Raw genomic sequence first — 24,859 nt, 5'->3', positions numbered from 1 at the left:
TACTTTTATGTAAGTTTTTGTGTAAGGAGTAGGCAAACTGAAATGAGGCAGGTTAAGAGTTTAACCTGCCATAAGGTAGAACGAGCAAGTGGTTTTAAGCCGTACCACCCACCGTTAAGTTATCAATTTTAAGGCTAGGTTGACCCACTCCAACAGGAACGCTTTGGCCATCTTTACCACACACGCCAACACCTTTATCAAGCGCTAAGTCGTTACCTACCATCGAAATTTGTTGCATCACTTCAGGACCATTGCCAATCAGTGTTGCGCCTTTGATAGGTTGTGTGATTTTACCGTTTTCAATTAAGTAGGCTTCAGAGGCACTAAATACAAACTTACCCGACGTAATATCCACTTGGCCGCCACCAAAATTAGGCGCGAAGATACCTTTTTTTACCGAGCTGATGATATCAGCTTGGCTGTGCTCGCCACCTAGCATATAGGTGTTGGTCATACGTGGCATAGGTAAGTGAGCGTAGGATTCGCGGCGCGCATTACCAGTAGGGTTAACACCCATCAAACGGGCATTTAGCTTATCTTGCATGTAGCCCTTTAAAATACCGTTTTCAATGAGCACGTTATACGCAGCTGGTGTCCCTTCATCATCCACGTTCAATGAACCACGGCGATCAGCAATAGTGCCATCATCCACGACTGTACACAGCTCAGATGCCACCTTTTGACCTACTTTACCGCTAAACGCTGATGCGCCTTTACGGTTAAAGTCACCTTCTAGACCATGGCCTACCGCTTCGTGTAGTAACACACCCGGCCAACCTGCGCCTAGTACGACTTCCATGCTACCGGCAGGTGCATCGATTGCTTCTAGGTTTACTTTTGCTTGGCGAACAGCTTCTTCAGCGTATTCCATCCAACGCGGTTTGCCATCGACTAATTCTTTAAAATAGCCATAATCTAAACGCGCACCGCCCCCTGCACCACCGCGCTCACGACGGCCGTTCTTCTCAAGTAACACTGAGCAATTTAAGCGAATAAGCGGGCGAATATCGGTGGCAAAGGTGCCATCACTTGCAGCAATTAACACTTCTTCATAAACCGCCGACATTGAGCTGATCACTTGCTCAGCATCCGGCGCTAATTGACGAATATAGCTTTCAAGTTCACGTAGCAGGCTTACTTTGTCATCGTTGCTCATGCTTTGAATTGGTTGATGCGGTGCATACTGCTCTTTAGCAGCAACATCACTGAATACTTGAATCGTTTTGTTTTCGCCAGCATTGGCAATGCTGCGCGCTGCCGTTGCGGCTTTGTTTAACGCTTCAAGGTTAATCGCATCTGAGTATGAAAAACCGGTTTTTTCACCGCTAACAGCACGCACACCCACACCACGCTCAACGTTGTATGAGCCTTCTTTTACTAAACCGTCTTCAAGCACCCAAGATTCGTGGTGACTCGATTGAAAATACAGATCGGCATAGTCCACTTGGTGCTGATGAATAAAAGCGAGCGTTTTTTCTAATTCTTCTCTCGTTAGTTGGCTGTCATGTAATAAATGCTGTTCAACCGTGTTCATAATAAATGCTCTCTAAATCGTTGCTGAGACTGCACAGGCATGTCTTGGCGAATTGTATTCAAGCGGTTTAAATCAAGCTCATGGCTGATAAACCCGGTACCAGAGGCAAGCTCACTGAGCGTTTCTCCCCATGGTGAAATAATAATGCTGTGGCCATACGTGTGGCGGCCATTCTCGTGCTCGCCCCACTGTGCTGCGGCAACCACATAACATTGTGTTTCGATTGCACGCGCAGCTAATAAAATATGCCAATGAGCAGCGCCGGTAACTGTGGTAAAGGCACTGGGCACTAAAATAAGCTCAGCCCCTTGGCGCTGCATGGCGGTGAATAAGCCACTAAAACGTAGATCATAACATACTGCTAAGCCAATTTTACCAAATGGCGAGTCGACCACCACAATATCCTTGCCTGCTTGCGTCGCATCAGACTCTCGGTAACTGCGCATAGTGTCGGCAACATCTACATCAAATAAATGAATTTTATTGTACTGCGCAACCACATCGCCTTGGTTATTAAATAAAAACGAGGCAGCTAAATACTTACCATTTTGCTGTGAAACAGGCAGGGTGCCAGCAGCTAACCAAATATCATGTTGCTTACATAAATCGGCAAGCTTCGCTTTATATGACTCACTTTGCAGACCTAATTGATAACTTGCTTGGCTTTGCTTACTAAAGATCAAAAAGCTTTCGGGTAAACACACTAGCAATGGCCGAGTTGCAGGTAACTGATTCAATGTCTCTGCTAAAAAAGTGAAGTTTTGCTCAGCATTCATACTTGAGCACATTTGCACAGCAACAACCTGTGGATGAGGGTTAGCCTTCATTGTTATCTAAACTCGCTGAAGATGCGGCATCTTTTAATTTTAGTTGCGTCGACGACTGCGGCTGGCTTTGCGCGGCTTGCGGTAACGTCACTTCACGGCTCTTACGATCCACTTCTTTCACAACAGGATCGTTCATACTACCTGTTACTTTAAAGTTGATTTCTGAGATCACCCGCGCCGAATGAATCACTTTATCGATTGCCAGCGCTGCAAGACCACTTACCGGGTTAACCATCCATGCCACAATCACTGGAATACTCGACGTTACCTGCGGTGCAACCGCTAGGTCGTAATCAATTTCAAAGGTGTTTAAGTTTGTATGGCCTTTGATCGTCAAATCGGCAGGCACACCATCAAGCTTGGTATCTTGGGTGTAAGCTATGCCCTTTTCTAGCTGCATGGTGCCTTGCATACTGTTATAGAAAAAGCCTTTCGAGAATACATCTCTAAAATCCAGTTTCAGCTTACGCACTAACGAATCTAAACTCAGTAAAGAGAATACTCGCGCACCACCATCACTTATTTCTGCAAGGTGCCCTTCACCTAAACGCCAATCTAATTCACCGGCTAAACTTGGCACATCAAAGCTATAAGGTGCGCCTTGCCATGCAAGATCAAACTTAATGTTGGCATCTGAATCTTTTACTGTGGTGGTGATATCAAACTCATCAAATAACTCGCCAATATCGTCACTTTGTAAGTTACCACTAAAGCGTGTTTGCCCATCAGCAAATTGTCCTTTACCACGTAATACGTGGTCGCCTTTGTCGATGACCAGCTCAGTAAACAAGAGTTTATCGTTCTCCCCAACTAAGCTGCTTTTAATTTTATCAAGCTGATACTCAGCCACTTTACAATCTTCACAGTTAAACTCGATGGCTGGGACTCGGGTTAACCAGCTTAAATCTTCTGGTTCTGAGTCTTGCTCTGCGACTTCGTTAAAATTAATACGCAGGTAGTCAGTAAAAATTTGAATTGGTCTGCGTGTCTCACCGGTTGGAATAAGCGCGTCGGCACGTAACTCTTTAGCATTTAGCTTTAACTCTAAGTCTGATTGTTTTGGCGCTAAGCGAAATTCAAAATCATTAAAGTCGATATTGTGTAGTGCAAGTTTATTAAATTTACCCGTTACGTTATTGAACGCAGGCATCACACTTGGTGCATCTGACTTAACTTTGGTAAGCGCAATAATCTGATCAATTAGGCCAAACCAAGGCACTATTTCGGTTTCTGGTAAATCGATAGATACCGCAAAACCTTCACGATTAAGCCCTAAATCTTGTGCACCTAAAATTAAATGGGCATTACTAAATTTCTTTTCGCCGTTATCTAAAATTGCATTAAAAAATAACTGCTCATCGATACTCGCGGTGATCAAGTTAGAAATACGGTCGCCCTGTACCACTGCGGTTAATGGCCATTTCTGTTCTGCGCTTTTGCTATAAGGTGCAGGTAGCTGGCTAGTCACACCGATTAAATTACCACTCACATCGGCGCGGTAATTAAAGTCATTCGGTAAAAAGTTAAGCGACACATTAATATCAACATCACTTTGACCGCTTAAGTAACCGGCCAGTAAACCATGGGCTTGTTCAATTAAAGGCTCAGCTTCCAGGCCCAGCTTTACCGCAATTTCGGCGCGATAGGTATCAGCCACATTTTCACTGTTGTAGTTGGCTGTAAGTGGCATGCCCATCCAATCTGCTTTGGCATTTTTTAAGTCGATTTTATCGTTATTAAACTTAACAATACCGGTCATGTGGTTGAGCGTGATCCCAGGCTGTGCAAGGTAAACCGGAATATTAGCTAATTCAACTTCACCAATCGCATCAACATGACCCGAACGTAAATTAACTAATAGCTCAACCTCGGCCGTTGCTTCACCTTGCGGTTGCACAACTTCAAAAACACTCGCCAAAGGCTTAGCAAGCGGAGTGGCCGTAAAAAATGGATTAAGCTTATCGCCATGAGCACGTTTATTAATGGCAACTTTTAGAATTTCTGCATTCATTAAATCAGCAATACTGACATGAACACTCTCCCCCAAAGCGAGGTTTACCAGCTTGCCCGACTTGCTGTAAATATCCATGCGCTCATTTTCAAAATGTAAAATGACGTTGGCATCTTCAACTTCAGGCCAGCTTGGTGAAAACTTATATTTAGCGTTTTCAACATTCGCTAACACTTCAAATTGACCTTGCTGCTCTTTAAACGGGAAACCTTTAAATGGCCCCGAGAACAGCACTTGAGCTTTATTAACTTCACCGCCCTTAATTGCGCCATTAAGGTAATTAACCAGCTTTTCGCTCATTACAGGTAACGGGAAATAATGCCCAGCGACATTGGCATCAGGGGCATAGGCTTCAGCATATAAATCTAACCGAGGTTCATCGGTCAGGCTGAGCATCATCTCTGCAGCCACAGTTACTTCGTCGTTATCAAGCCAGATATTATCGCTACTAATGCGCCAGCCATCATCGTAATGGTGAAGGTCGAGTTCTACATTTAATTGATTGTAGGCAATATCTTGGCTAAAGCTGCCGTTTGTTAGCAGTTGATTGTTCTCGCCATATAGCTGAATTCGCCCAGCTGATTGATTAATTAAGCCATCAACACGAATCGCCTGACCGCCAGGAATGCCCTGCAGCGACAGCCAATTAATTTGTTCGCCCTGAAACCAAAGTTGCCAGTTATCTTGCTGACCCAACTCAAGATAGGCATCACTTAACTGGCCATTGGGTTGACGGGCTAAAAACGGGGCAAGTACTTCAAAGTTACTTAACTGCGATAACTTTGCCAGTAATGCAAAATCAAATTGCTTTAACCAAATTTGGTTTTTATCGCCAAGTTGAGCTTCAAACTGTAAGGTTGGCCATTGTTTTAAGTCACTTTCAAAGGTGAGTCCGGTGCTTTTTAAACGCCAGCCATTTTGCTTAGGAAATAAATGAAAACCACCTTCGCTTAAACTGATTTGATGTGCTTCTTGGTTTTGTTGCCAATTGATAAAACTCGGTAGCCACTGCACTTTTACATCGCTGATCAGGCCTTTTTCAAGACTAAACCAGGTTTGTAAATTGATGTCTGAAGTAAGCTGCTGCTTGTCGGTATTAATATATTGCGCCAGCCACTTAGATACATCGACGTTCGCTGCTTGCACATAGATATCGCCAGCCATGGTTTCAAGAGTCGAACCATTCAGCGCCATTCGGGCGTCAAAGCTACCAACAGAGATTCCCGGTAAGGCTAACGTGCCTGAGCCTTGATGTTGCTCTGGGGTATTTTGCCAGACAATGTTTTCGAGGATCAGCTTACGCTCTTTACCATCATTAAGGGTAAAATTAAGGCTGCTATCTTGCACCGCAAAGTGACCCGTTTCACCAAGGAATAAGCCTTCAATTAGTTCTTTTTGCTCAAAGTTGCTGGTTTGCTGGTTATTCCCCAAATCAAGCATAGTGGGTAAATCAACATCAGCATGAAAACCATTGATCACAAAATAGTTCGATTTAAGCTGACGGTTTTTTACTGACTCCCATAAGTTAACTTCAAGGCTCGCTTTATCAATGGTGAGTGCAATCGGTGAGGTTTGGTTATCTTCAAAGGAAATATCTTCGATGACTAAGGCAGGACCTTGGCCATGCCAACTGGCTGAGATTGAGCCAATCGCTAAATTTACATCAAAGCGTTCATACAAAAACGCTTCAATGTCATCTTTATAATCATTTGCGTATGGCAGTGAATACTTTACCACAGAGACAATAACGGCCAGCAGTACGAGAGTAATAGCAAATACTTGCCATAACTTACGTAAACAATAAAAGCAGACCGTTTTTGCCTTCATTACATCATTACCACATCAAACTGTTCTTGGTTATATAAACTCTCTGTTTGAATACTGACTTGCTTACCGATAAATAGTTCCAGCTCAGCAAGGTTGTGATACTCATCGTTGATCAATGCTTCGCTTACCGAAGGAGCTGCGTAAACCATAAACTTATCAGCTGCATAAGCACGGTTTACCCTAACGATTTCACGCAAGATTTCGTAGCAAACCGTTTCTACTGTTTTTTGCGAGCCGCGCCCTGAACACGCAGGACACACATCACAAAGAATGTGCTCTAAGCTTTCGCGGGTCCGTTTGCGGGTCATCTCTACTAAGCCTAGTGCAGATAAGCCATTTATGTTGGCTTTTGCACGATCTTTTGCAAGCGCAGACTCAAGTGAATGCAAGACTCGGCGTTTGTGCTCATCACTAACCATATCGATAAAGTCGATGATAATGATGCCGCCTAAATTACGTAAACGTAGCTGGCGAGCAATTGCTGAGGTTGCTTCAATATTAGTATTAAAAATGGTTTCTTCTAGGTTACGATGGCCAACAAACGCACCGGTATTTACATCAACGGTGGTCATCGCTTCGGTTTGGTCGATAATTAAATAACCACCCGATTTAAGCTCAACTTTACGATGTAGCGCTTTTTGGATCTCGGTTTCAACATCGAATAAATCGAAAATAGGTCGCTCACCCGGGTAGTACTCTAGTGCTCCCGATAACAGCGGCACAAATTCTTCAGTAAACTCTTTAAGCTCTTGATAGGTTAGTTTTGAGTCAACACGAATACGCTCCATGTCTTCACCTACGTAGTCACGTAGAGTACGAAACGCCAGTGTTAAGTCTTCATGCAAGATACTTTCTTTGCTGGTTTTTTTGCGCTTAGTGACGATTTTTTGCCACAGTTTTTTTAAGAATTCCGCATCGTGACGTAGTTCAGCTTCAGACGCCCCTTCTGCTGCGGTACGAACAATAAAGCTGCCGTCATCATCACCATATTCGGCAACAATTTTCTTTAAGCGCGAACGTTCTTCTTCGGTTTCAATGCGCTGGCTTACACCTACGTGTGTTGCATCTGGCATAAACACTAAATAACGAGAAGGAATAGTGATATCGGTTGTTAAGCGCGCGCCCTTGGTTCCTAGCGGGTCTTTAACCACTTGCACCATGATATGTTGGCCTTGGCGCACAAGCTCACGAATATCTTGTACTTTTTTGATTGGCTGCTCATCAACGCCTTCTACAATTGAGGCACTGTTTACAATGTCTGATGCATGTAAAAAGGCGGCTTTCTCTAAGCCAATATCGACAAACGCAGCCTGCATACCCGGTAGTACGCGACTGATTTTACCTAGGTAAATATTGCCCACGATCCCAAGGTTGCCAATTCGCTCTAGTTGGATTTCTTGCAGTACGCCATTTTCGATTAGCGCAACGCGACTTTCGCTCGGTGTAACGTTGATCAGTAATTCGGTGCTCATGTTACCCTCTTAAAAATTCGTTTAATAACTGCTCTGTCTCATATAAAGGTAAGCCGACAACCGCAAAATAGCTACCCGAAAGGTGACTAACAAAGCGACCACCTAAGCCTTGAATGCCATAACCACCGGCTTTATCTTGCGGCTCTCCACTATGCCAGTAAGCATCAATTTCAGCATCGCTGAGCGGTTTAAATGTAACATCGGTGACAACAAGGCTGCTTTTTACTTGCTCACTATCAGCAATTGCCACAGCCGTCATCACTTGATGAGTACGGCCAGATAAGCGCTTCATGGTGGCGGTAAAATCAGCTTGGTCTAGCGGCTTACCGAGTGCGGTATCATCAATGACAACCACGGTATCGCTGCCAAGTACTGGGCGGTCAGTGTAACCCATAGCAACGCCCGATTGCGCCTTGAGTCTGGCAAGACGCTCTACATAGTCGCGCGGGGCTTCGTTTGGGAATTGGCTTTCATCAGCATCAACGCTAAATTGAGAAAACTCAACGCCAAGTTGGCTGAGCAACTCTTTTCGGCGCGGTGATGCAGACGCCAAATAAATTGCGGTTTGCATTATCTAATCCTGAAATGACGGCGATATTTACGCAAAATTAAGAATATCCACCACCAACAAAGCATGCCGGTTAGTACTGGCCACATATAATGCGGGCTAAAATAAACGCCCATTAAAAAGTGGTTAAGCCAAAATTGCATGAGGTGGTAAAGCGTTAAAAACAAAGCAATTAAAATGCTTTGCTGCCATAAAGAAAAGTTTCTAATTTTTTGGAAGTTACTCGCAGTGATAAATATACACACTGAATAAGTCAGTGAGTTCACACCGAGTGGCGAGCCTGATGCAAGGTCCATTAATAAACCAACGACCCAAGCTGTGCCAATATTTAAACGGTGTGGCACCGCTAACGACCAATACATTAATACCATTAACACCCAGTCTGGGCGGTATGGTTCAAACGAAATCGGTAACGGCATTAATGCCATTACCAATGCAAAGAAGATACTGATAGCAATCAGCAAAAAGTGACGACTATTCATTGCTGATGCTCTCCTGCTGATTACGCCACAGCACAACCAATAAGCGAATACGGTCAAGTTGTGCAATTGGCTCAGCATAAACCTGCGCAAAAGGACGCCCTTCATCACGGTTAATTTCGGTCACCACTGCAACCGGATAACCTTCTGGGAAAGTGCCACCTAGGCCAGACGTAACCAAGATATCGCCAATGCGAACATCAAGGCTATGTGGTACATGCGAAAGTTTTACCACGTTGATTTTGCCAATCCCCTCAACCACGGTACGCACATCGTTACGTAAAATACGCACAGGAGTTGCGTGGGTTGTATCGGTCATCAGTAGTACGCGCGAGGTAGTTGAACCCACTTGAGTGATTTGCCCCACTACCCCCATTTCGTCAATCACAGCTTGGCCTTCGCTTAGGCCATCCGTTGTACCACGGTTAATAACCACTTGGTGGCTATACGGGTTTGAATGAACAGAGAGCACTTGTGCAATAATTTTACGATTTGATTGCTTAGCCGATGAACCGAGTAAAGCGCGTAACTTATCGTTTTCACGAGATAAAAATTGCAGTTGTTGTAGTTGTTCGCTTTGTAGTAACTGCTTCTTTTTTAACGCTTCGTTTTCGGTTAAAAGCTGTTCGCGGGTATGAAGGTTCTTCGCGCCAATACTAAATAACTCATAGGGCAAGTTGGCAAGGTAAATAAGTGGGCTAACCAAAGTGTTTAGGCTGGTGCGGATTGTTGTACCACCTTGAGTGTAGCGATCGCCCACGATCAGCACGACACTCAAAAGCACTGCGACAAAAAGTCGCAGTTGCAAAGAGATGGTACGACCAAAAAGTAACTTCATTAGTCGTAGCTAAATACGTCACCACCGTGCATATCAATCATTTCTAGTGCCTTACCGCCGCCACGCGCAACACAGGTTAAAGGATCATCAGCAACCACAACTGGAATACCAGTTTCTTCCATTAATAGACGGTCTAAGTCTTTTAGTAATGCACCACCACCGGTTAATACCATACCGTGTGCAGAGATATCAGACGCAAGCTCTGGTGGAGATTGCTCTAATGCAACCATTACCGCGCTTACAATACCCATTAATGGCTCTTGCAGTGCTTCTAAGATTTCGTGTGAGTTAAGCGTGAATGAACGCGGTACACCTTCAGCAAGGTTACGACCACGTACTTCAATTTCAATTGGCTCGTCTGTTTTGAAAGCTGAACCGATTTGGTGCTTGATGTTTTCAGCTGTCGCTTCACCAATTAAGCTACCGAAGTTACGACGTACATAGTTGATGATAGCTTCATCAAATTTGTCACCACCAATGCGTACAGATGAAGAGTAAACCACACCATTTAATGAAATAATGGCAACTTCAGTTGTACCACCACCGATATCAACAACCATTGAACCGGTTGCTTCAGACACTGGTAAGCCAGCACCGATAGCCGCAGCCATTGGCTCTTCGATTAGATATACTTCACGAGCACCAGCACCCATAGCAGACTCACGAATAGCACGTTTTTCTACTTGCGTTGCACCACAAGGCACACAAATAAGTACACGTGGGCTTGGGCGCATAAAGTTGTTGTTATGCACTTGCTTGATGAAGTGTTGCAGCATTTTTTCAGTCACATAGAAATCAGCAATAACGCCGTCTTTCATTGGACGAATTGCTTTAATGTTACCCGGAGTACGACCTAACATTTGCTTAGCTTCGGTACCTACAGATGCTACGCTCTTAGGGCCACCAGCACGCTCTTGACGAATAGCAACAACTGAAGGCTCGTTTAATACGATACCTTCTTCTTTTACATAAATTAGGGTATTGGCTGTACCCAAGTCGATCGATAGATCGTTTGAAAAAATACCACGGAGTTTTTTAAACATGAGGCTGGATGACCTTTGAAAATTCGTTCTTATACTAGCTGCTCTCACTCTATCATGCTAATCATGAAAAAGCGCAACTGCTTTAATTAAAATGCTAAAAAAGGAAGCATCCATTGCTTCCTTTTTAAATTCTTATCGTTCGCGTACTAAACGGAAACCGATATAGTTTGCACGAAAATCTGGCGCTAAGATTAAGCGCGTTGATACGCGTGCTAGGCTAGGAGCAAAGTTCCATGCACCGCCTCGAACAGCCACATCAGACTGTCCTGACTTTTTGTTTGTCCATTCCCACACATTACCTACTGTATCGTATAGGCCAAATGCGTTAGGAGAAAACGACCCTGTTGGTGCAGCGCTCTTGTTTGACCATTCGCTACCACACCAGCCACAGTTCGCTAAATTTTTACCAATTTCGTTACCCCAAGGGTATTCAGTTTCTTTACCTGCACGTGCAGCGTATTCCCACTCAACCTCATTTGGTAAACGAAACAGCTGGCCTGTTTGACCCGATAACCAATCGGCATACGCTTTGGCATCGTTGTAAGTTAAACAAACCGCCGGAAAATCACTTTCTTGATCAAAGCCTGGGTTGCGCCAGTTTAAGGTTGCTTCCCACACTGGTTCGCCATTTAAGTAATACGCACAGCCGCGATCTTTTTCTGCTTCTGTTTTATAGCCGGTATTCGCAACGAATTGCTCATACTCACCAACGCTTACTTCTTTGCTTTGCATTGCAAATGAGTTAGCAATGGTTTTTTCTACCACTGGGCGTTCATTCGCTAACCCATTGCCGTTAATGTCACCCATCTTAAATTTACCAGCGGGAATAACTACAATGCTGGCAGAACTGGTTTTATTAACAATACTTGCAACAGGTGCTGTTACAGGTTGCTCTGGTGCCGCAGTCACTTCAGCAACAACAGGCTCTGGCACTTTAACTAGGTTTGCATTAATGGTTTGTGCTTTACGCAGATCAATTCGCGCTTTATAGCTTTTGTAGCCACGTTTGCGAATTTCAATATCATGAAAACCTTTTGGTAATGATGTCGTTAACCTAGTTGCACCATAGCTAACACCATCAATAAACACTTCGTCGTCATAAACATTTGAACGCAGTGTTAATTCAACCATTTTAGATTTTTTTAGATCAGGTAATGGTTCAACCTTTATTGGCTTTTTTACAGAATAATCGCTTACTGGTTGCTCACTCATACGTGAAACCGATACCACCTGCCCATTATCCTGAGAGTCACTGAATGTTAACTGACTATCTGAATAGGTAGTGCCGTAGCTTGGCTGAAAATTACCAGCCAGTGGTGTGCCATAGTCAGCACAAAAACGATTATCTAAATTAAGTAGGCTACATAAACGGCTGCTGTTTACATCACCGCGCATCGTCACACTTAAGTTTACGTTATAGTTACCTTGGCCACTGAACGCGCTGTTCACGACGTGGCTACTTAAAATTTTAACTTGTGCACCGGCAAGGTTACGTTTTGGCTCAACCAAACGCTCTTCAGTTAAGTTAGCAAAAATCTGGTCTACAAAACGTTTAGTGGCTTTTTGTAAGCCCATTTGTTGGCCACGTTGTTCACAGGCAGCAAGTGTTTCGGTGCGCTTACAGTTAATCGTGTGATTAACCTCTAATGTGCCTTCACGAGTGAATTCGTTACGTAAACGCTCAACACGTGCCGTTGCTAACTGCTCTTTTAAACTTTCTAAGGTGTTTAACTGGGTGTGCTTTGATACACGAATTTGCTCAATGTCTTTTCTATGTGAAGCAATTGCCGCCAATTGCATCGAAATATCATCTTTGTTTTGTTTGTGATCAACCACAGCTTTTTGATAGCGCGACTGCGCATTGCTGATATCAAGAGTTGGGTCATCAATAAGTCGGCGATACATCTCGTTCATTGCATCTAACGCTTGGTTTTTTTCTTTATCTAGCTCAGTTGAGCGGGCGCGCAATAATTCGAGTTGTTTTTGTAACTGACTTTCTTCTTTTAGGTGTTTTTCGAGGATTAGGGTCGAGTTATCGTATTCGGCTTGTTTTTTACTGATCTCTGATTGAATGCCAGTTACCGTAGCAGTATCTTGTGCAAATGCACTAGTTGCTAGCAAACTAACTGAAATTAACAGAGATAAAGGAGCAATTCGCATATATTCCATTCCCAAAAAGCGGCAATTATTTGGTCATTATTATTTTTTTATAATTAAACTCTTATGCTATGTACTTGCAAGGCAAAACACAAGCTTTGTTCAATTATTATCTGAGTTTACATCTATTACCTTAGTTGATGCCAGTAAATAACAAAATCATTTTGGTTTAATTGACTAATTTCTATCTGTAAGACGACTTTGCTACAATAAGACGTGTTTTTTTACGAAAATTAATGCCGTGAATAGCTCTTTTGAATCACCAGTACAAACAATTCATCACCCCTTATTAGCTGCATGTAAAATTCAGCTGAGCATCAAGCGAGATGATCTTATTCATCCGCAAATTAGTGGCAACAAATGGCGTAAGCTAAAGTTTAACTTAGATGTTATGCAGCAACAGGGTAAATCTGAACTACTCACTTTTGGTGGTGCGTTTTCAAATCATATTCATGCCACGGCAACTGCAGGTAAGTTATTTGGCTTTAAAACCCACGGTATTATTCGCGGCCCTGAGCTAGACGAAGCAAATCCAACACTCAACTACGCAAAGCAATGCGGTATGAGCTTACACCCAGTAAATCGAATTACTTACCGCTTAAGGCACGACCAAACGTATTTAGCACAGTTACAAGCGCAGTTTCCGAATGCCTACATATTGCCAGAAGGCGGCACTAACACAGCCGCACTTTTAGGCTGTAAAGAATTAGCGCAAAGCCTACCAAGCTCTGATGTGATTGTTTGCCCAACTGGTAGTGGCGGCACACTAGCAGGTTTAATCGAAGGTGCACCACAACACACAAAGCTGTTAGGTGTCGCAGTACTAAAGCAAGCGCACTACTTAATTGATGAGATAAAGCAGCTAAGTAATAAAGCAAATCAGCAACAAAACTGGCAGCTGCTTTGCGACTTTCATGATGGTGGTTACGGAAAGTTTAGCGATGACTTGTGGCAATTTTGCCAAACCTTTAGTGAGCAGCACGTAATCCCGCTTGAGCCAATCTACAGCGGCAAAATGCTCTATGCCGTTTGGCAATTAATAGAGCAAGGTTACTTTAGTGAAGGAACGCATATCATTGCAGTTCATACTGGTGGGCTACAAGGGTTAGATGGCCTTAAGTACCGAGGGCTAATTGACTAGCTGTAAGGTGTAATATCCGCCAGTTTTTGCAATGGCTCAGCAAAGTAAAAGCCTTGAGCCGCAATGATCCCTAGGTTTTTTAAGGTCGCAAGTTCGTTCTGTGTTTCTACTCCAACCGCATAAACAGGAAAGTTTAGCTCAGTACCCTTAGAAATTATTTGCTTTACAATTTTTTGCTGTTGGGTGTTGGTATCTATATTGTGTATCAGTTCAAATGCTAACTTAATACTGCATATATTTTTGATATTTCTATAAGTTGCTATATGTTCTACACTACGCACGTTATCAATAACAATACCAGCAGACAGTTTCTCTAAACATTCAAACTGTGCACTGAGCTTTTTATGCTGTTTTAGATAATCGTCTTCGCTTAGTTCAAATTGCAATTTGTCTGCGCTATTAAACCCTTCCATTTGCTGTTTAAACCACAGCCAAAACTCGTCATTAAACCAGTTCATTGCGTGTAAGTTTATACTCACCGTTAATGAGCCCGTTTCGTTCAGCAGCATTTTCTTCACTTGAGAAATCACAGTTTGGTCCAATAACAAGACATCTTTTTTACTACTCATATGAGGAATAAAATGCCGAGCCGCAAGCAAGCCTAAACTCTTGTGGCGAATACGGATCAACGCCTCATGCTGTAAAATATCGCCTGTTTGTAAGTCGAACAAAGGCTGAAAAAACAACATAAAATGTTTTTTCTTAATGTACTCAAATAGGTGTTCTTTACTATCAGCAAGCATGCTTGACTGCGTATGACCAAAGGGTAAGCGATGAATGTGCTGCCAAGCACTTTGTTTCGCCAGCGCTAATGCTGATTTAGTAAGCTGATAAACCACGGCCTGATCAGCCCCTGTGCGGTAATTACACACACCAATTTTTATATCAGCACGAGACAAGTCACTACGATAATTTAAACAAGCTTGATATATAACCTGATGTAATCGCTTAGTGTATTTATCAACTTCGGTGGCAGGCACACTGTTTAAGGTCACGGCAATACCACCCGATGGCAATAATTTCACAGAGCGATTTACAAGTTCACCAAACCCTTTTGCAATGACTAACTTAAAGTAATTATCAACGTCGAGGTTAGCAGGGAAAGGGTTCTTCCAAAAGAATAGCGCAAATAAATGGTTATAGTTTGTTGGCACACCATACAAAATATTTAAATCCTGATGACCTAATGGTTTAGGTGATGCAACTTTCTTGGCTGTAACCTGAGTGTTTAATTGTTCAAATGGTTTGCTCAGCGGTTTTTCTGTTATTGCCAATTGCTTGAACATTTTTTTCCACCAGCGGAAACCCCAATACCCAGTGCCAAGCAATATTAAATTTAGGAAAATAAATAAGTGACTTTCGACCAACCAAGAAGGCCAATGAAATAAACGCAAATTAACCGTTTTATAGCTAAATACCTCTTGCTCTAAGTCGATAAAGTTTGCAAAGTTATGTGGTACATCACTAGCGCTCATTGCAAAGCCTTGGCTTTTAACTAAGGTAGCAATAATATCTTGCGAGGCAATCGGGTCGAGGTTTAATTCATACACTTGCTTGGCAAGCTCAGTACCGGTGCGATGAACTTTGTCGTGCAACACATCACTTAAGAAAATATTAAAAACAACTAATAGCAAAAAAGCGGCCGCCACATAGATGGCCACCGGTTGCTTTATTTGTGAAGCTAAGTCTCGTTTCATTTCACAGGTTAGTTGCTTAAACATATACAAAGTGTTGTTCAAGAACCCCATAAATACAAGGCTACAGGGCGATTTAAAGCAATATCAGAAATATCCTAGAACCAGCGCTGTCAAAAGTTTTGTAATTTTAAACACCTAGCAAAAACAGTTAATGAGAATTATTTTGTAAATGTAACTACTCAAGTAAAAGTAGTGATAACGAAGTATTAGGCAAATAAAAAACCCAGCAACTAGGCTGGGTTTAAAATATTTCAAACACTTAAAGGGGTTGTAGGTAGAAATTTAATCTACAATCTTAAATATACTGTGAATTAGAACGGGATATCGTCATCAAAGTCGATTGGTGGTTCCATTGGGTTTGATGCGCCGCCTTGTGGGGCATTTTGTGGTTTAGGAGCAAAACCGCCTTGTTGAGGTGCGCTGCTTTGCTGCTGACCATAACCGCCACCATATTGGTTATTGCTTTGTTGTTGTGGTGCAGATTGCTGTTGTGGACGCTGTTGCTGCTGTGCTGGCGCAGACTGTTGCTGTGGAGCATAGCTATTATTGCTTTGTGCTTGTTGTGAGCCACCACCGTAACCACCACCTTGCTGTTGACCACCTTGGTAACCGCCTTGTGATTGACCACCTTGATAGCCGCCCCCCTGTTGATCGCCACCACGGCCACCTAACATTTGCATTTGACCGCCCATATCTACCACGATTTCTGTGGTGTACTTTTCTTGGCCTGATTGGTCAGTCCATTTACGCGTTTGTAAACGACCTTCAATGTACACTTGTGAACCTTTACGAAGGTACTCACCAGCAACTTCTGCTAGTTTGCCAAATAACACGACACGGTGCCATTCAGTACGCTCTTGCATTTGCCCTGTGTTTTTATCTTTCCAGCTATCTGTCGTAGCAATGCTGATATTCGCTACGCCATTGCCATTAGGCATATAACGTACTTCTGGATCTTGGCCTAAATTACCAACCAAGATAACTTTGTTCACACCGCGTGCCATGGAACTTCTCCTATAAAACGTTAGATTAAACCAGCCACTTTGCGTGCTTGGTCTAGGTCAAATTCTTTATCATTAATCTTTAAATAGCTGCGATTTTCATCACAGACAACCGTTGCTTCAATTACGCCCGGTAAAGCAACAAGACGAGAAGCAAGCGCTTGTGCCTGCTGCTCTGAACTTAATTCAGTCATTAAGCTAATTATTTTACTTCTTGGTGGGACTTGCATATTCCAAGCAAGGATAAGCCATATTACCCCAACAAGTGCCGCCGCCGCAAACACTGCTTGCGCACTTAATGCTTGAGCTACGTAACCCCCTAATAAACCACCTAAAAAGGCTCCAAAAAACTGCGTAGATGAAAATACTCCCATCGCAGAACCTTTCTGGTTTGCAGGAGCAATACGCGAAACAAGTGCTGGCATGGTTGCTTCTAAAAAGTTAAAAGCAATAAAGTAAACCAACATACAAATACCGATGCCAATCACCGAATCAACCCATAACGACATCGCAAGCATACTTAAAACAAGCAGTGCGATTGAGCCAATAAAGGCTTGTTTTTCTTTTTCTTTACGAATCGCCACAATCATCATTGGTGCCATCAAGAAAAACGCTAAAAACAGTACAGGTATATATAAATACCAATGGTGGTCTGCAACTAAGCCATCTTTTATAAGCTGGCCTGGTAAGGCTACAAATACGGTAGTTAATGTAAGATGAAGCAGCATCACACCAAAATCAAGGCGTGCTAATTGTGGATGTTTAATTAGTTGCTTAATATCATCAAGGGTAGCAAGTGTGTCACCTTTTGGCGCCTTATTGACAGCATTTGGCACCAAAAACAACACTATTAAAATACCTAAAATGGCCAGTCCTGCAGTAAGCCAAAATACCCCAGCAACTCCCCACGATGCAGCAACAATTGGCCCTAGTAGCATAGCAACGGCAAAGCTCATACCAATACACATACCAATAACGGCCATAACTTTCGGACGTTGTTCATCACGGCTTAAATCAGAAGCAAGCGCCAATAAGGCACTGGCAATCGCCCCCATGCCTTGTAGTGCACGCCCAAGCGTAACCATTTGCACAGACTCTGCGGTTGCAGCAATAACAGAGCCAAGTGCAAACACACAAAGGCCACCAATAATCACTTTTTTACGACCAATTTTATCAGACAACCAACCCATAGGGATTTGCAGTACGGCTTGCGTTAAACCATAAGCACCAATAGCAAAGCCAATCCAAAGCGGCGAAAACCCTTCTAATTGCTGACCATAAATCGCCAATACTGGCATCAGCATAAATAGGCCAAGCATACGGAATGCAAAGACGCTCGCCAACGAAACGGCAGCGCGTTTTTCTCGAGAGTTGAGTGAAGATGCTGTCATGAATTACTGATCTTGCTGTCTATTAAAATTTGAGCGTGGATTCTACCACAAGCGAAAACTAAATAATCACCTGTAAGTGATGATTTTTTCTTTGATCAAGGATTAATCTTATCGCGTATTATGAGATACTGAAAAAATAATTAGGTAATAAAACGAGATAGCATGGAAAACATTGAAGTCCGAGGCGCCCGTACGCACAATTTAAAAGACATCAGCCTAACCATTCCCCGTGATAAGCTGATAGTTATCACTGGCCTATCTGGTTCAGGGAAATCGTCTTTAGCGTTTGATACTTTGTACGCAGAAGGGCAACGTCGTTATGTTGAATCACTGTCAGCGTATGCAAGACAGTTCTTATCGCTAATGGAAAAACCCGATGTTGATCACATCGAAGGTTTATCGCCAGCTATCTCTATCGAACAGAAATCAACGTCACATAACCCGCGTTCAACGGTCGGTACTATTACCGAGATTTACGATTACCTACGTTTATTATTTGCCCGTGTAGGTGAGCCACGCTGCCCTACTCACGACTTACCGCTAGCAGCACAAACTATCAGCCAAATGGTCGACACGGTTTTAGCTCTACCAGAAGGTAGTAAGCTAATGCTATTAGCACCTGTGGTAAAAGATCGTAAAGGTGAGCATGTTAAGCTGCTTGAGCAACTCGCAAGCCAAGGTTTTATTCGTGCCCGTATCGATGGCGAAGTCTGTGACTTATCAGATCCACCGACCCTTGAGCTTCATAAAAAGCATACTATCGAGGTCGTGGTTGACCGCTTTAAAGTAAAAGATGGCCAACAACAGCGCTTAGCTGAATCATTCGAAACGGCCCTTGAGCTATCAGGTGGTATTGCCCATGTAGCGGCAATGGACGACTCACTCAGCGAAGACATGCTGTTTTCTGCTAATTTTGCCTGCCCTACTTGTGGCTATGCCATGAGTGAACTTGAGCCGCGCTTATTCTCGTTCAATAACCCGGCGGGTGCATGTCAAAGCTGTGATGGCTTAGGTGTGCGTCAGTATTTTGATCCAAACCGTGTTGTGCAAAATCCTGAGCTAAGCTTATCGGGTGGTGCAATTAAAGGCTGGGACAAACGCAGCTTTTATTACTTCCAAATGCTGCAAGCTGTCGCAGAGCATTATAAGTTTGACCTAGAAGTGCCCTTCCAAGAACTTGGTAAAGATGCGCAAAAGGTGATTCTAGAAGGTTCTGGCAAAACTAAAATTGCCTTTAACTATCGTAACGACCGTGGCGACTTAATTACGCGTAACCATGAGTTTGAAGGCGTTTTAAATAATATGAATCGCCGCTACCGTGAAACCGAGTCAAACTCAGTTCGCGAAGAGCTTGCTAAATACCAAACAAGCCAAGCGTGTCCGAGCTGTCATGGCTCTCGATTACGCGAAGAAGCTCGTCACGTATTTATTGGCCAAACAAACCTGCCAGCTATCACCACAATGAGTATTGGTGAAAGCATGGCATTTTTTGATGGTTTGAATCTAACTGGTCAGCGCGCACAAATCGCCGAAAAAATTCTCAAAGAAATTCGCGATCGTTTATCTTTCTTAATTAATGTAGGCCTTAATTATTTATCACTTGAGCGAAGTGCCGACACCCTGTCTGGTGGTGAAGCGCAGCGTATTCGTTTAGCAAGTCAGATTGGTGCAGGTCTTGTTGGTGTTATGTACGTACTGGATGAGCCTTCAATTGGTTTGCACCAACGCGATAACGACCGCCTACTAAAAACCCTTATTCACTTACGCGATTTAGGTAACACCGTCATTGTGGTTGAGCATGATGAAGATGCTATTCGCGCTGCGGATCATATTATCGATATCGGCCCGGGTGCCGGTGTTCATGGCGGCCATGTTATTGCACAAGGTACCCATGACGATATTCTAGCTAGCAAAGATTCAATCACGGGTCAGTACCTCTCTGGCGAAAAGAAAATTGAAGTACCTGAGGCTCGCCATCAAACTACCGACAAATGGCTTGAGTTATTTGGTGCCACAGGTAACAACTTAAAGAACGTTGATTTACGTATTCCATTTGGCTTAATGACCTGTATCACAGGTGTATCAGGCTCAGGTAAATCGACGCTTATCAACGACACTTTATTTAAGCTGGCTCATACCGAGTTAAATGGCGCAACTACCGCAGAAGCGGCACCGTATAAGTCAATCAAGGGCCTAGATCATTTTGATAAAGTGATTGATATTGACCAAAGCCCGATTGGCCGTACTCCGCGTTCAAACCCTGCCACTTACACCGGTATTTTTACCGGTATTCGAGAGCTATTTGCGGGTACTCAAGAAGCCCGTTCACGTGGCTATAAGGTCGGTCGTTTTAGCTTTAACGTTAAAGGTGGTCGCTGTGAGGCCTGCCAAGGTGATGGCGTGATCAAGGTAGAAATGCACTTTTTACCTGATGTGTATGTACCTTGTGATGTATGTAAAGGTCAGCGCTACAACCGTGAAACCCTTGAAGTACAGTACAAAGGTAAAAACATTCACCAAGTACTCGAAATGACCGTAGAAGATGCCCGTGACTATTTTGATAAAATTCCGGCTATTGCACGTAAACTGCAAACCTTAATGGATGTAGGCTTGTCGTATATTCGCTTAGGTCAAGCTGCTACTACCCTCTCCGGTGGTGAAGCGCAGCGTGTGAAACTGGCTCGCGAACTTTCAAAACGTGATACCGGTAAAACCTTATATATTCTTGATGAACCAACTACGGGTTTACACTTTGCTGATATTCAGCAATTATTAGTAGTACTTCACCGCTTACGCGATCACGGTAATACCATTGTTGTTATTGAGCATAACCTTGATGTGATCAAAACCGCAGACTGGATTGTCGACTTAGGCCCAGAAGGTGGCTCTGGCGGTGGTGAAATTTTAATTTCTGGTACACCTGAAGACGTTGCCGAGTGTGAGCGTTCACACACAGGAAGGTACTTAAAACCACTACTATAAAAAGGATATTGCGTGCGTAGGTATTTAAAAATTGCAAAATGGCGCGCTAATAAACAGTTTCAACAACAGCAACGTAGCTGGCAGCCTCATAAAACGAGGCTGGTTGAACGATTACAAGCCATTTGGTTTAACTTAAGTACCGCACAAAAGCTCTATCTTTTAGCATTAAGCAGCCTGATTGTTCTGCAATCGGGCTGGTTAAGTGCCACCATCACCATTATTGCGCTTGTTATTGAATTTTGGCCCAAGTTTAACCAACTTTGGCACTCGCTTGCCGGCAAAGCACTAATTTTAATCTTCTATGCCAGTATCGCTAATTTTGTGTTGGCCGGTGCGAGCGGCATAGTTAATGATGTAACTCATGTCTCAGCTAGTCACTTTAATTACACCCATAACTTTGCCACCCTGTTATATTTACCCCCTTGGGCAATGGGAATAACCCTAGGTACTTTATTGTTATTTCAACTTTTTTTACCTTTCTACATTTTTATTTTATTACTAATAAAGCCATTTGGCTCTGAGCGAATTAAATTTATAAGCCAAAGCTACTCACCTCTATTAACTGCCATCGTGCGCTTTGTTTTAGCATCAGTGGTATTTATTAACCTAATTTCGTTTCTTGATGATAAGCCACCTGAAGAAGTGCTCGACAACATGGTTAGCACCTTTTTGGATAGCAAAGTCATTGCCAAAGAATCTGGTGAAGAGCAGCAAATAGCAGTCGAACAACTCGGTGAAAAGCTTGAGCAACAACTTCCTGAAAGTGAAGAAAGCTCAGCCCCTAACCAAGACGTCAATATAGAAGGTGACAGCGAAACCGCCGAAAACCTTCGTCAGTTTTTAGATACCAAAGGTTACTTTGAGCGTAGCAAACGTTTAATTGCGATGTTTGCTTACAGCTTTGAAGCCGATAACTATTCACGCTGTTTAAAAGCAGAAAACAGTAAAGCCGTTGAGCTGAATGATTACGAAATAGTGCAAGTAACCCCTGATCACCATGCTGAGTATGGCTATCGATTTGAAGTCATTGCTTGTGACTCGCCAGGCGTTACCCCTGTAGAAAAATAGCGCAGCAATCAATATTACTCGCTTGGCTTACTGCGCTTTTCTCTTATGAAATGAAATATCGAAAGCCCAATAAAACCAAAGCAAACTAAGGCGATTACTAAATTAGGTATAAAAATAAGTAACATAGTAGCATCATAGCCGATCTTTGCGAATGCAGCACAAAGGCTACCAATGATAAGCTCAGTTAAGATTAGCTCCCATTCCAATGAGCTATTCGCATGTACAGTTTTAGCCGCATAATGTTTTACTTTAAAACCCATATCAAAACCTCCAAGTTCCTATTTGCTACATTCAAATTATCATCAATAGGCAAAAACACAAAAATAAAATGATTTAAAACCTTATTTCCTCTCATAAGAATTACACTTAAGTTATTGAAAATATTTAAATTAACATTTTAAAACCTTATATATAAATCGCTTAGAACTAGATAAGCGACTCAAGCAACTTTCCTCGCTATTGTAGTTTCCATCAACGGGCCACCAACCAACTTTGCTTCGTTGATAAAACCAATCAACCAATTAAGGGAGTTACATTATGAGCAATTCAGTTTTAAAAATGATGTCAATACTGACAGTCAATGCACTCGTTATTACAGCACCTAATACCTTGCTTAATAGCGAAAAAGGTAATCAAAAACTAAACCAGCAATTAGAGACATCTATCAAAGCCTCTATAGAACAAATGAATAATAAAATAGATCACCAAATTGAGCTTAAGCTCAACAAGTAATGCTCTGCTTGCCCAGAACATTGGGCAAGCTTTTTCAATTAACAGGCTAAAAGAATGAAACAACTAACTCAATTACTGCTCTCAACAATTGCTGCATCATGCTTGTTAACAACGAGTATTTGTACTGCAAAAAGTGCCGTTTGGCAGGTAAGTAAAGGTGATGAATTTATATATATTGCGGGTTCAATTCATGTTTTACCACCAAAAGAACTACCGCTACCGGCTGAATTTAATCAAGCATATAAACAAGCTGATACCCTAGTACTTGAAGCCGATATGCCAGCGCCAAGTAATAGCTCAGCACAACTTACTATGCTTAAAGCACTAAGTTACCAAACTGGTGAAACATTAAGTAGTAAGCTATCAGTAGAAGTAAAAAATCAATTAGAACAACAACTAAACAGCTACGGTATGCAGCTCAATGAGCTAGATAGCTTTCGCCCCTTTTTGGTGAGTTTGCTGATGATGTCGCTAGAGCTACAAAAGCATCAGCTTTTCGGTGAAGGTGTTGATAGCTATTTCGCAAAGCGAGCCCAACAAGACAACAAAGAATTAGTTTACCTTGAAACCTTGGCTTTTCAATTACACCTTTTTAAGCAATTAGGCAACCAAGACGAAAATGCCTTTATTCAGTCGCAGTTAGCGCAAGTATCAAGTTACCAAGCGCTTTACAGTGCAATGCTTGATGCATGGCGCAATGGCGATATGCACGCAATGAATGAGCTAACTATCATGCCATTAAAACAACATGATCCCCTCACCTACCAAATACTCATTAAGCAACGTAATTTGAATTGGCTTAATCATATTGAGCATTACTTTACTGACCAGCAAAAAGAGTTGGTACTTGTTGGCGCTGCTCATTTGGCCGGTGAAGATAGCCTATTAGCCTTGTTAGAAAGTAAAGGCTACGTGATTGCACAGTTGAGCGCTGATGAGGAGTAATAAAATGGAAAAAACAGACAAAACCGCTGCCGCACTTATCTGCTTGTTTACTATTTTAATTGTGCTGAGTTTTTAATAAAAAAATACCGCTTTATAGCGGTATTTTTATCTCAACAATTTGTGCAAGCTTACGGGCGAGGAATAAAACCTACCGCATCGTAGACTGCTTTTAATGTTTTTTCAGCGCGAATACTCGCCTTTTCAGCACCTGACTTCATAATGCTATCAAGTAGTGACTGATCTTCGCGAATTTCTTTAAAGCGCGCTTGGATTGGCTCAATCATATTAACGACCGCTGCTGCAGTGTCTTTTTTCAGGTGACCATACATTTTGTCTTCATATTCAGGCACTAAGTCTTCAATTGAGCGCTTAGTTGCGACTGATAATAAAGTAAGTAGGTTAGATACACCTGGTTTTTCTTCACGATCAAAGTAGATACGAGCTTGCTCGTCTGAATCGGTTACTGCTTTCTTCAGTTTCTTTTCAATCTTCTTCGGCTCATCTAATAACATGATGTAACCGTTTGGATTTTCATCTGATTTAGACATTTTCTTGAGCGGATCTTGTAAGCTCATTACACGTGCGCCGAATTCAGGAATGTACGGCTCAGGTAATTTGAACACGTCACCGTATAGGTTGTTAAAACGTGTTGCGATATCACGTGTCAATTCAAGGTGTTGCTTTTGATCTTCACCCACTGGTACTTGATCTGCTTGGTATAACAGGATGTCTGCAGCTTGCAGTACAGGATAAGAGAACAAACCCACATTAACGTTATTCGCATGCTTAGAAGACTTATCTTTAAACTGCGTCATACGGTTAAGCTCACCCATTTGCGCGTAACAGTTTAACACCCAACTAAGTTGTGCATGTTCTGGCACTTGAGATTGTACGAATAACGCAGCTTTTTCTGGGTCGATACCACATGCAGCATAAAGCGCAATACCGTCCAGCACGCGCGAGCGTAGCTGCTCAGGATCTTGGCGTACAGTAATGGCGTGTAAATCTACTAACATAAAGAAACTTTCGTGGTCTTCCTGTAGCTTAAGCCACTGGTTAATAGCGCCAACATAGTTGCCTATTGTCATACCACCGGTTGGCTGAATGCCACTTAACACTACTGGTTTACTCATGATGTTCCTTTAT

19 protein-coding genes are annotated in these 24,859 nt (G+C 42.6%); 5 read left to right on the top strand and 14 right to left on the bottom strand.

Annotation, left to right across the window (positions count from 1 at the left end; genetic code table 11):
- Positions 1-94: 94 nt before the first annotated feature.
- From tldD to NFU46_RS15435, 9 genes are all read right to left on the bottom strand, one after another.
- Positions 95-1,534: a metalloprotease TldD gene (gene tldD / locus NFU46_RS15475; protein ID WP_130049770.1), complete on the bottom strand. Its 1,440-nt coding sequence runs from the start codon at positions 1,532-1,534 to the stop codon at positions 95-97.
- Positions 1,531-2,361 (bottom strand): carbon-nitrogen hydrolase family protein, encoded by an 831-nt coding sequence (locus tag NFU46_RS15470; RefSeq protein ID WP_251603005.1) that lies wholly within the window; start codon positions 2,359-2,361, stop codon positions 1,531-1,533. The genes tldD and NFU46_RS15470 overlap by 4 nt, the downstream gene beginning before the upstream one ends.
- Complete coding sequence (locus NFU46_RS15465) at positions 2,351-6,199, bottom strand: YhdP family protein (protein WP_251603002.1); 3,849 nt, start codon at positions 6,197-6,199, stop codon at positions 2,351-2,353. Before NFU46_RS15465 ends, NFU46_RS15470 begins: the two co-directional genes overlap by 11 nt.
- A complete protein-coding gene (gene rng, locus NFU46_RS15460) occupies positions 6,199-7,671 on the bottom strand; it encodes a ribonuclease G (RefSeq protein WP_054563357.1) in 1,473 nt (490 codons plus the stop codon). Before rng ends, NFU46_RS15465 begins: the two co-directional genes overlap by 1 nt.
- A gap of 1 nt (position 7,672) precedes the next feature.
- On the bottom strand, positions 7,673-8,242 hold the full coding sequence (locus tag NFU46_RS15455; protein WP_251602999.1) for a nucleoside triphosphate pyrophosphatase: 570 nt from the start codon (positions 8,240-8,242) through the stop codon (positions 7,673-7,675).
- Positions 8,242-8,721: a rod shape-determining protein MreD gene (mreD, locus tag NFU46_RS15450; protein WP_058583828.1), complete on the bottom strand. Its 480-nt coding sequence runs from the start codon at positions 8,719-8,721 to the stop codon at positions 8,242-8,244. The genes NFU46_RS15455 and mreD overlap by 1 nt, the downstream gene beginning before the upstream one ends.
- Complete coding sequence (gene mreC / locus NFU46_RS15445) at positions 8,714-9,556, bottom strand: rod shape-determining protein MreC (protein WP_054552786.1); 843 nt, start codon at positions 9,554-9,556, stop codon at positions 8,714-8,716. Before mreC ends, mreD begins: the two co-directional genes overlap by 8 nt.
- Positions 9,556-10,599 carry a rod shape-determining protein gene (locus tag NFU46_RS15440; RefSeq protein ID WP_054552787.1) on the bottom strand — a complete coding sequence of 348 codons (1,044 nt, stop codon included), beginning with the start codon at positions 10,597-10,599 and terminating at the stop codon, positions 9,556-9,558. The genes mreC and NFU46_RS15440 overlap by 1 nt, the downstream gene beginning before the upstream one ends.
- Positions 10,600-10,731: 132 nt before the next feature.
- Positions 10,732-12,759: a formylglycine-generating enzyme family protein gene (locus NFU46_RS15435; protein WP_251602996.1), complete on the bottom strand. Its 2,028-nt coding sequence runs from the start codon at positions 12,757-12,759 to the stop codon at positions 10,732-10,734.
- A gap of 238 nt (positions 12,760-12,997) precedes the next feature.
- Between NFU46_RS15435 and NFU46_RS15430 the strand changes: the two genes are divergently transcribed.
- Positions 12,998-13,897: a 1-aminocyclopropane-1-carboxylate deaminase/D-cysteine desulfhydrase gene (locus tag NFU46_RS15430; RefSeq protein WP_405030681.1), complete on the top strand. Its 900-nt coding sequence runs from the start codon at positions 12,998-13,000 to the stop codon at positions 13,895-13,897.
- On the opposite strand, the gene NFU46_RS15425 is transcribed toward NFU46_RS15430, so the two are convergent.
- The 3 genes from NFU46_RS15425 to NFU46_RS15415 form a co-directional block, all read right to left on the bottom strand.
- Complete coding sequence (locus tag NFU46_RS15425; RefSeq protein WP_251602993.1) at positions 13,894-15,594, bottom strand: EAL domain-containing protein; 1,701 nt, start codon at positions 15,592-15,594, stop codon at positions 13,894-13,896. The two genes, NFU46_RS15430 and NFU46_RS15425, sit on opposite strands and share 4 nt — an antisense overlap.
- A 311-nt stretch (positions 15,595-15,905) precedes the next feature.
- Positions 15,906-16,598, bottom strand: coding sequence for a single-stranded DNA-binding protein (gene ssb, locus NFU46_RS15420; protein WP_251602990.1), 693 nt, complete (start codon positions 16,596-16,598; stop codon positions 15,906-15,908).
- A 20-nt stretch (positions 16,599-16,618) separates the two neighbouring features.
- Positions 16,619-17,986, bottom strand: coding sequence for an MFS transporter (locus NFU46_RS15415; RefSeq protein WP_054552792.1), 1,368 nt, complete (start codon positions 17,984-17,986; stop codon positions 16,619-16,621).
- Between the two features lie 162 nt (positions 17,987-18,148).
- On the opposite strand from NFU46_RS15415, the gene uvrA reads away from it, so the two are divergent.
- Positions 18,149-20,968, top strand: coding sequence for an excinuclease ABC subunit UvrA (uvrA, locus tag NFU46_RS15410; protein WP_251602987.1), 2,820 nt, complete (start codon positions 18,149-18,151; stop codon positions 20,966-20,968).
- Positions 20,969-20,980: 12 nt separating this feature from the next.
- Positions 20,981-22,036: a hypothetical protein gene (locus tag NFU46_RS15405; protein WP_251602984.1), complete on the top strand. Its 1,056-nt coding sequence runs from the start codon at positions 20,981-20,983 to the stop codon at positions 22,034-22,036.
- A gap of 14 nt (positions 22,037-22,050) precedes the next feature.
- On the opposite strand, the gene NFU46_RS15400 is transcribed toward NFU46_RS15405, so the two are convergent.
- Positions 22,051-22,296: a hypothetical protein gene (locus NFU46_RS15400; protein ID WP_251602980.1), complete on the bottom strand. Its 246-nt coding sequence runs from the start codon at positions 22,294-22,296 to the stop codon at positions 22,051-22,053.
- 277 nt (positions 22,297-22,573) lie between these two features.
- On the opposite strand from NFU46_RS15400, the gene NFU46_RS15395 reads away from it, so the two are divergent.
- Positions 22,574-22,768 (top strand): hypothetical protein, encoded by a 195-nt coding sequence (locus NFU46_RS15395; RefSeq protein WP_251602978.1) that lies wholly within the window; start codon positions 22,574-22,576, stop codon positions 22,766-22,768.
- Between the two features lie 54 nt (positions 22,769-22,822).
- The gene (locus NFU46_RS15390; protein ID WP_251602976.1) at positions 22,823-23,713 is read left to right on the top strand and encodes a TraB/GumN family protein; all 891 of its coding nucleotides are present in this window, start codon (positions 22,823-22,825) and stop codon (positions 23,711-23,713) included.
- 128 nt (positions 23,714-23,841) lie between these two features.
- Here NFU46_RS15390 and trpS read toward each other — a convergent pair whose 3' ends face one another.
- Positions 23,842-24,846, bottom strand: a complete 1,005-nt coding sequence (gene trpS / locus NFU46_RS15385) for a tryptophan--tRNA ligase (RefSeq protein ID WP_054552798.1) — start codon at positions 24,844-24,846, stop codon at positions 23,842-23,844.
- Between the last annotated feature and the right edge of the window lie 13 nt (positions 24,847-24,859).

The sequence above is a fragment of the Pseudoalteromonas sp. NCCP-2140 genome (genome assembly GCF_023708065.1).
Lineage (GTDB): Bacteria > Pseudomonadota > Gammaproteobacteria > Enterobacterales > Alteromonadaceae > Pseudoalteromonas.
Note: the sequence above shows the minus strand (reverse complement) of the source record. Positions and strands in the feature narration are given on the sequence as shown.

Coding starts and splice junctions, on each gene's coding strand:
- tldD (WP_130049770.1), bottom strand. CDS start 1,534: ATGAACACGGTTGAACAGCATTTATTACATGACAGCCAACTAACGAGA.
- NFU46_RS15470 (WP_251603005.1), bottom strand. CDS start 2,361: ATGAAGGCTAACCCTCATCCACAGGTTGTTGCTGTGCAAATGTGCTCA.
- NFU46_RS15465 (WP_251603002.1), bottom strand. CDS start 6,199: ATGAAGGCAAAAACGGTCTGCTTTTATTGTTTACGTAAGTTATGGCAA.
- rng (WP_054563357.1), bottom strand. CDS start 7,671: ATGAGCACCGAATTACTGATCAACGTTACACCGAGCGAAAGTCGCGTT.
- NFU46_RS15455 (WP_251602999.1), bottom strand. CDS start 8,242: ATGCAAACCGCAATTTATTTGGCGTCTGCATCACCGCGCCGAAAAGAG.
- mreD (WP_058583828.1), bottom strand. CDS start 8,721: ATGAATAGTCGTCACTTTTTGCTGATTGCTATCAGTATCTTCTTTGCA.
- mreC (WP_054552786.1), bottom strand. CDS start 9,556: ATGAAGTTACTTTTTGGTCGTACCATCTCTTTGCAACTGCGACTTTTT.
- NFU46_RS15440 (WP_054552787.1), bottom strand. CDS start 10,599: ATGTTTAAAAAACTCCGTGGTATTTTTTCAAACGATCTATCGATCGAC.
- NFU46_RS15435 (WP_251602996.1), bottom strand. CDS start 12,759: ATGCGAATTGCTCCTTTATCTCTGTTAATTTCAGTTAGTTTGCTAGCA.
- NFU46_RS15425 (WP_251602993.1), bottom strand. CDS start 15,594: ATGAAACGAGACTTAGCTTCACAAATAAAGCAACCGGTGGCCATCTAT.
- ssb (WP_251602990.1), bottom strand. CDS start 16,598: ATGGCACGCGGTGTGAACAAAGTTATCTTGGTTGGTAATTTAGGCCAA.
- NFU46_RS15415 (WP_054552792.1), bottom strand. CDS start 17,986: ATGACAGCATCTTCACTCAACTCTCGAGAAAAACGCGCTGCCGTTTCG.
- uvrA (WP_251602987.1), top strand. CDS start 18,149: ATGGAAAACATTGAAGTCCGAGGCGCCCGTACGCACAATTTAAAAGAC.
- NFU46_RS15400 (WP_251602980.1), bottom strand. CDS start 22,296: ATGGGTTTTAAAGTAAAACATTATGCGGCTAAAACTGTACATGCGAAT.
- NFU46_RS15395 (WP_251602978.1), top strand. CDS start 22,574: ATGAGCAATTCAGTTTTAAAAATGATGTCAATACTGACAGTCAATGCA.
- NFU46_RS15390 (WP_251602976.1), top strand. CDS start 22,823: ATGAAACAACTAACTCAATTACTGCTCTCAACAATTGCTGCATCATGC.
- trpS (WP_054552798.1), bottom strand. CDS start 24,846: ATGAGTAAACCAGTAGTGTTAAGTGGCATTCAGCCAACCGGTGGTATG.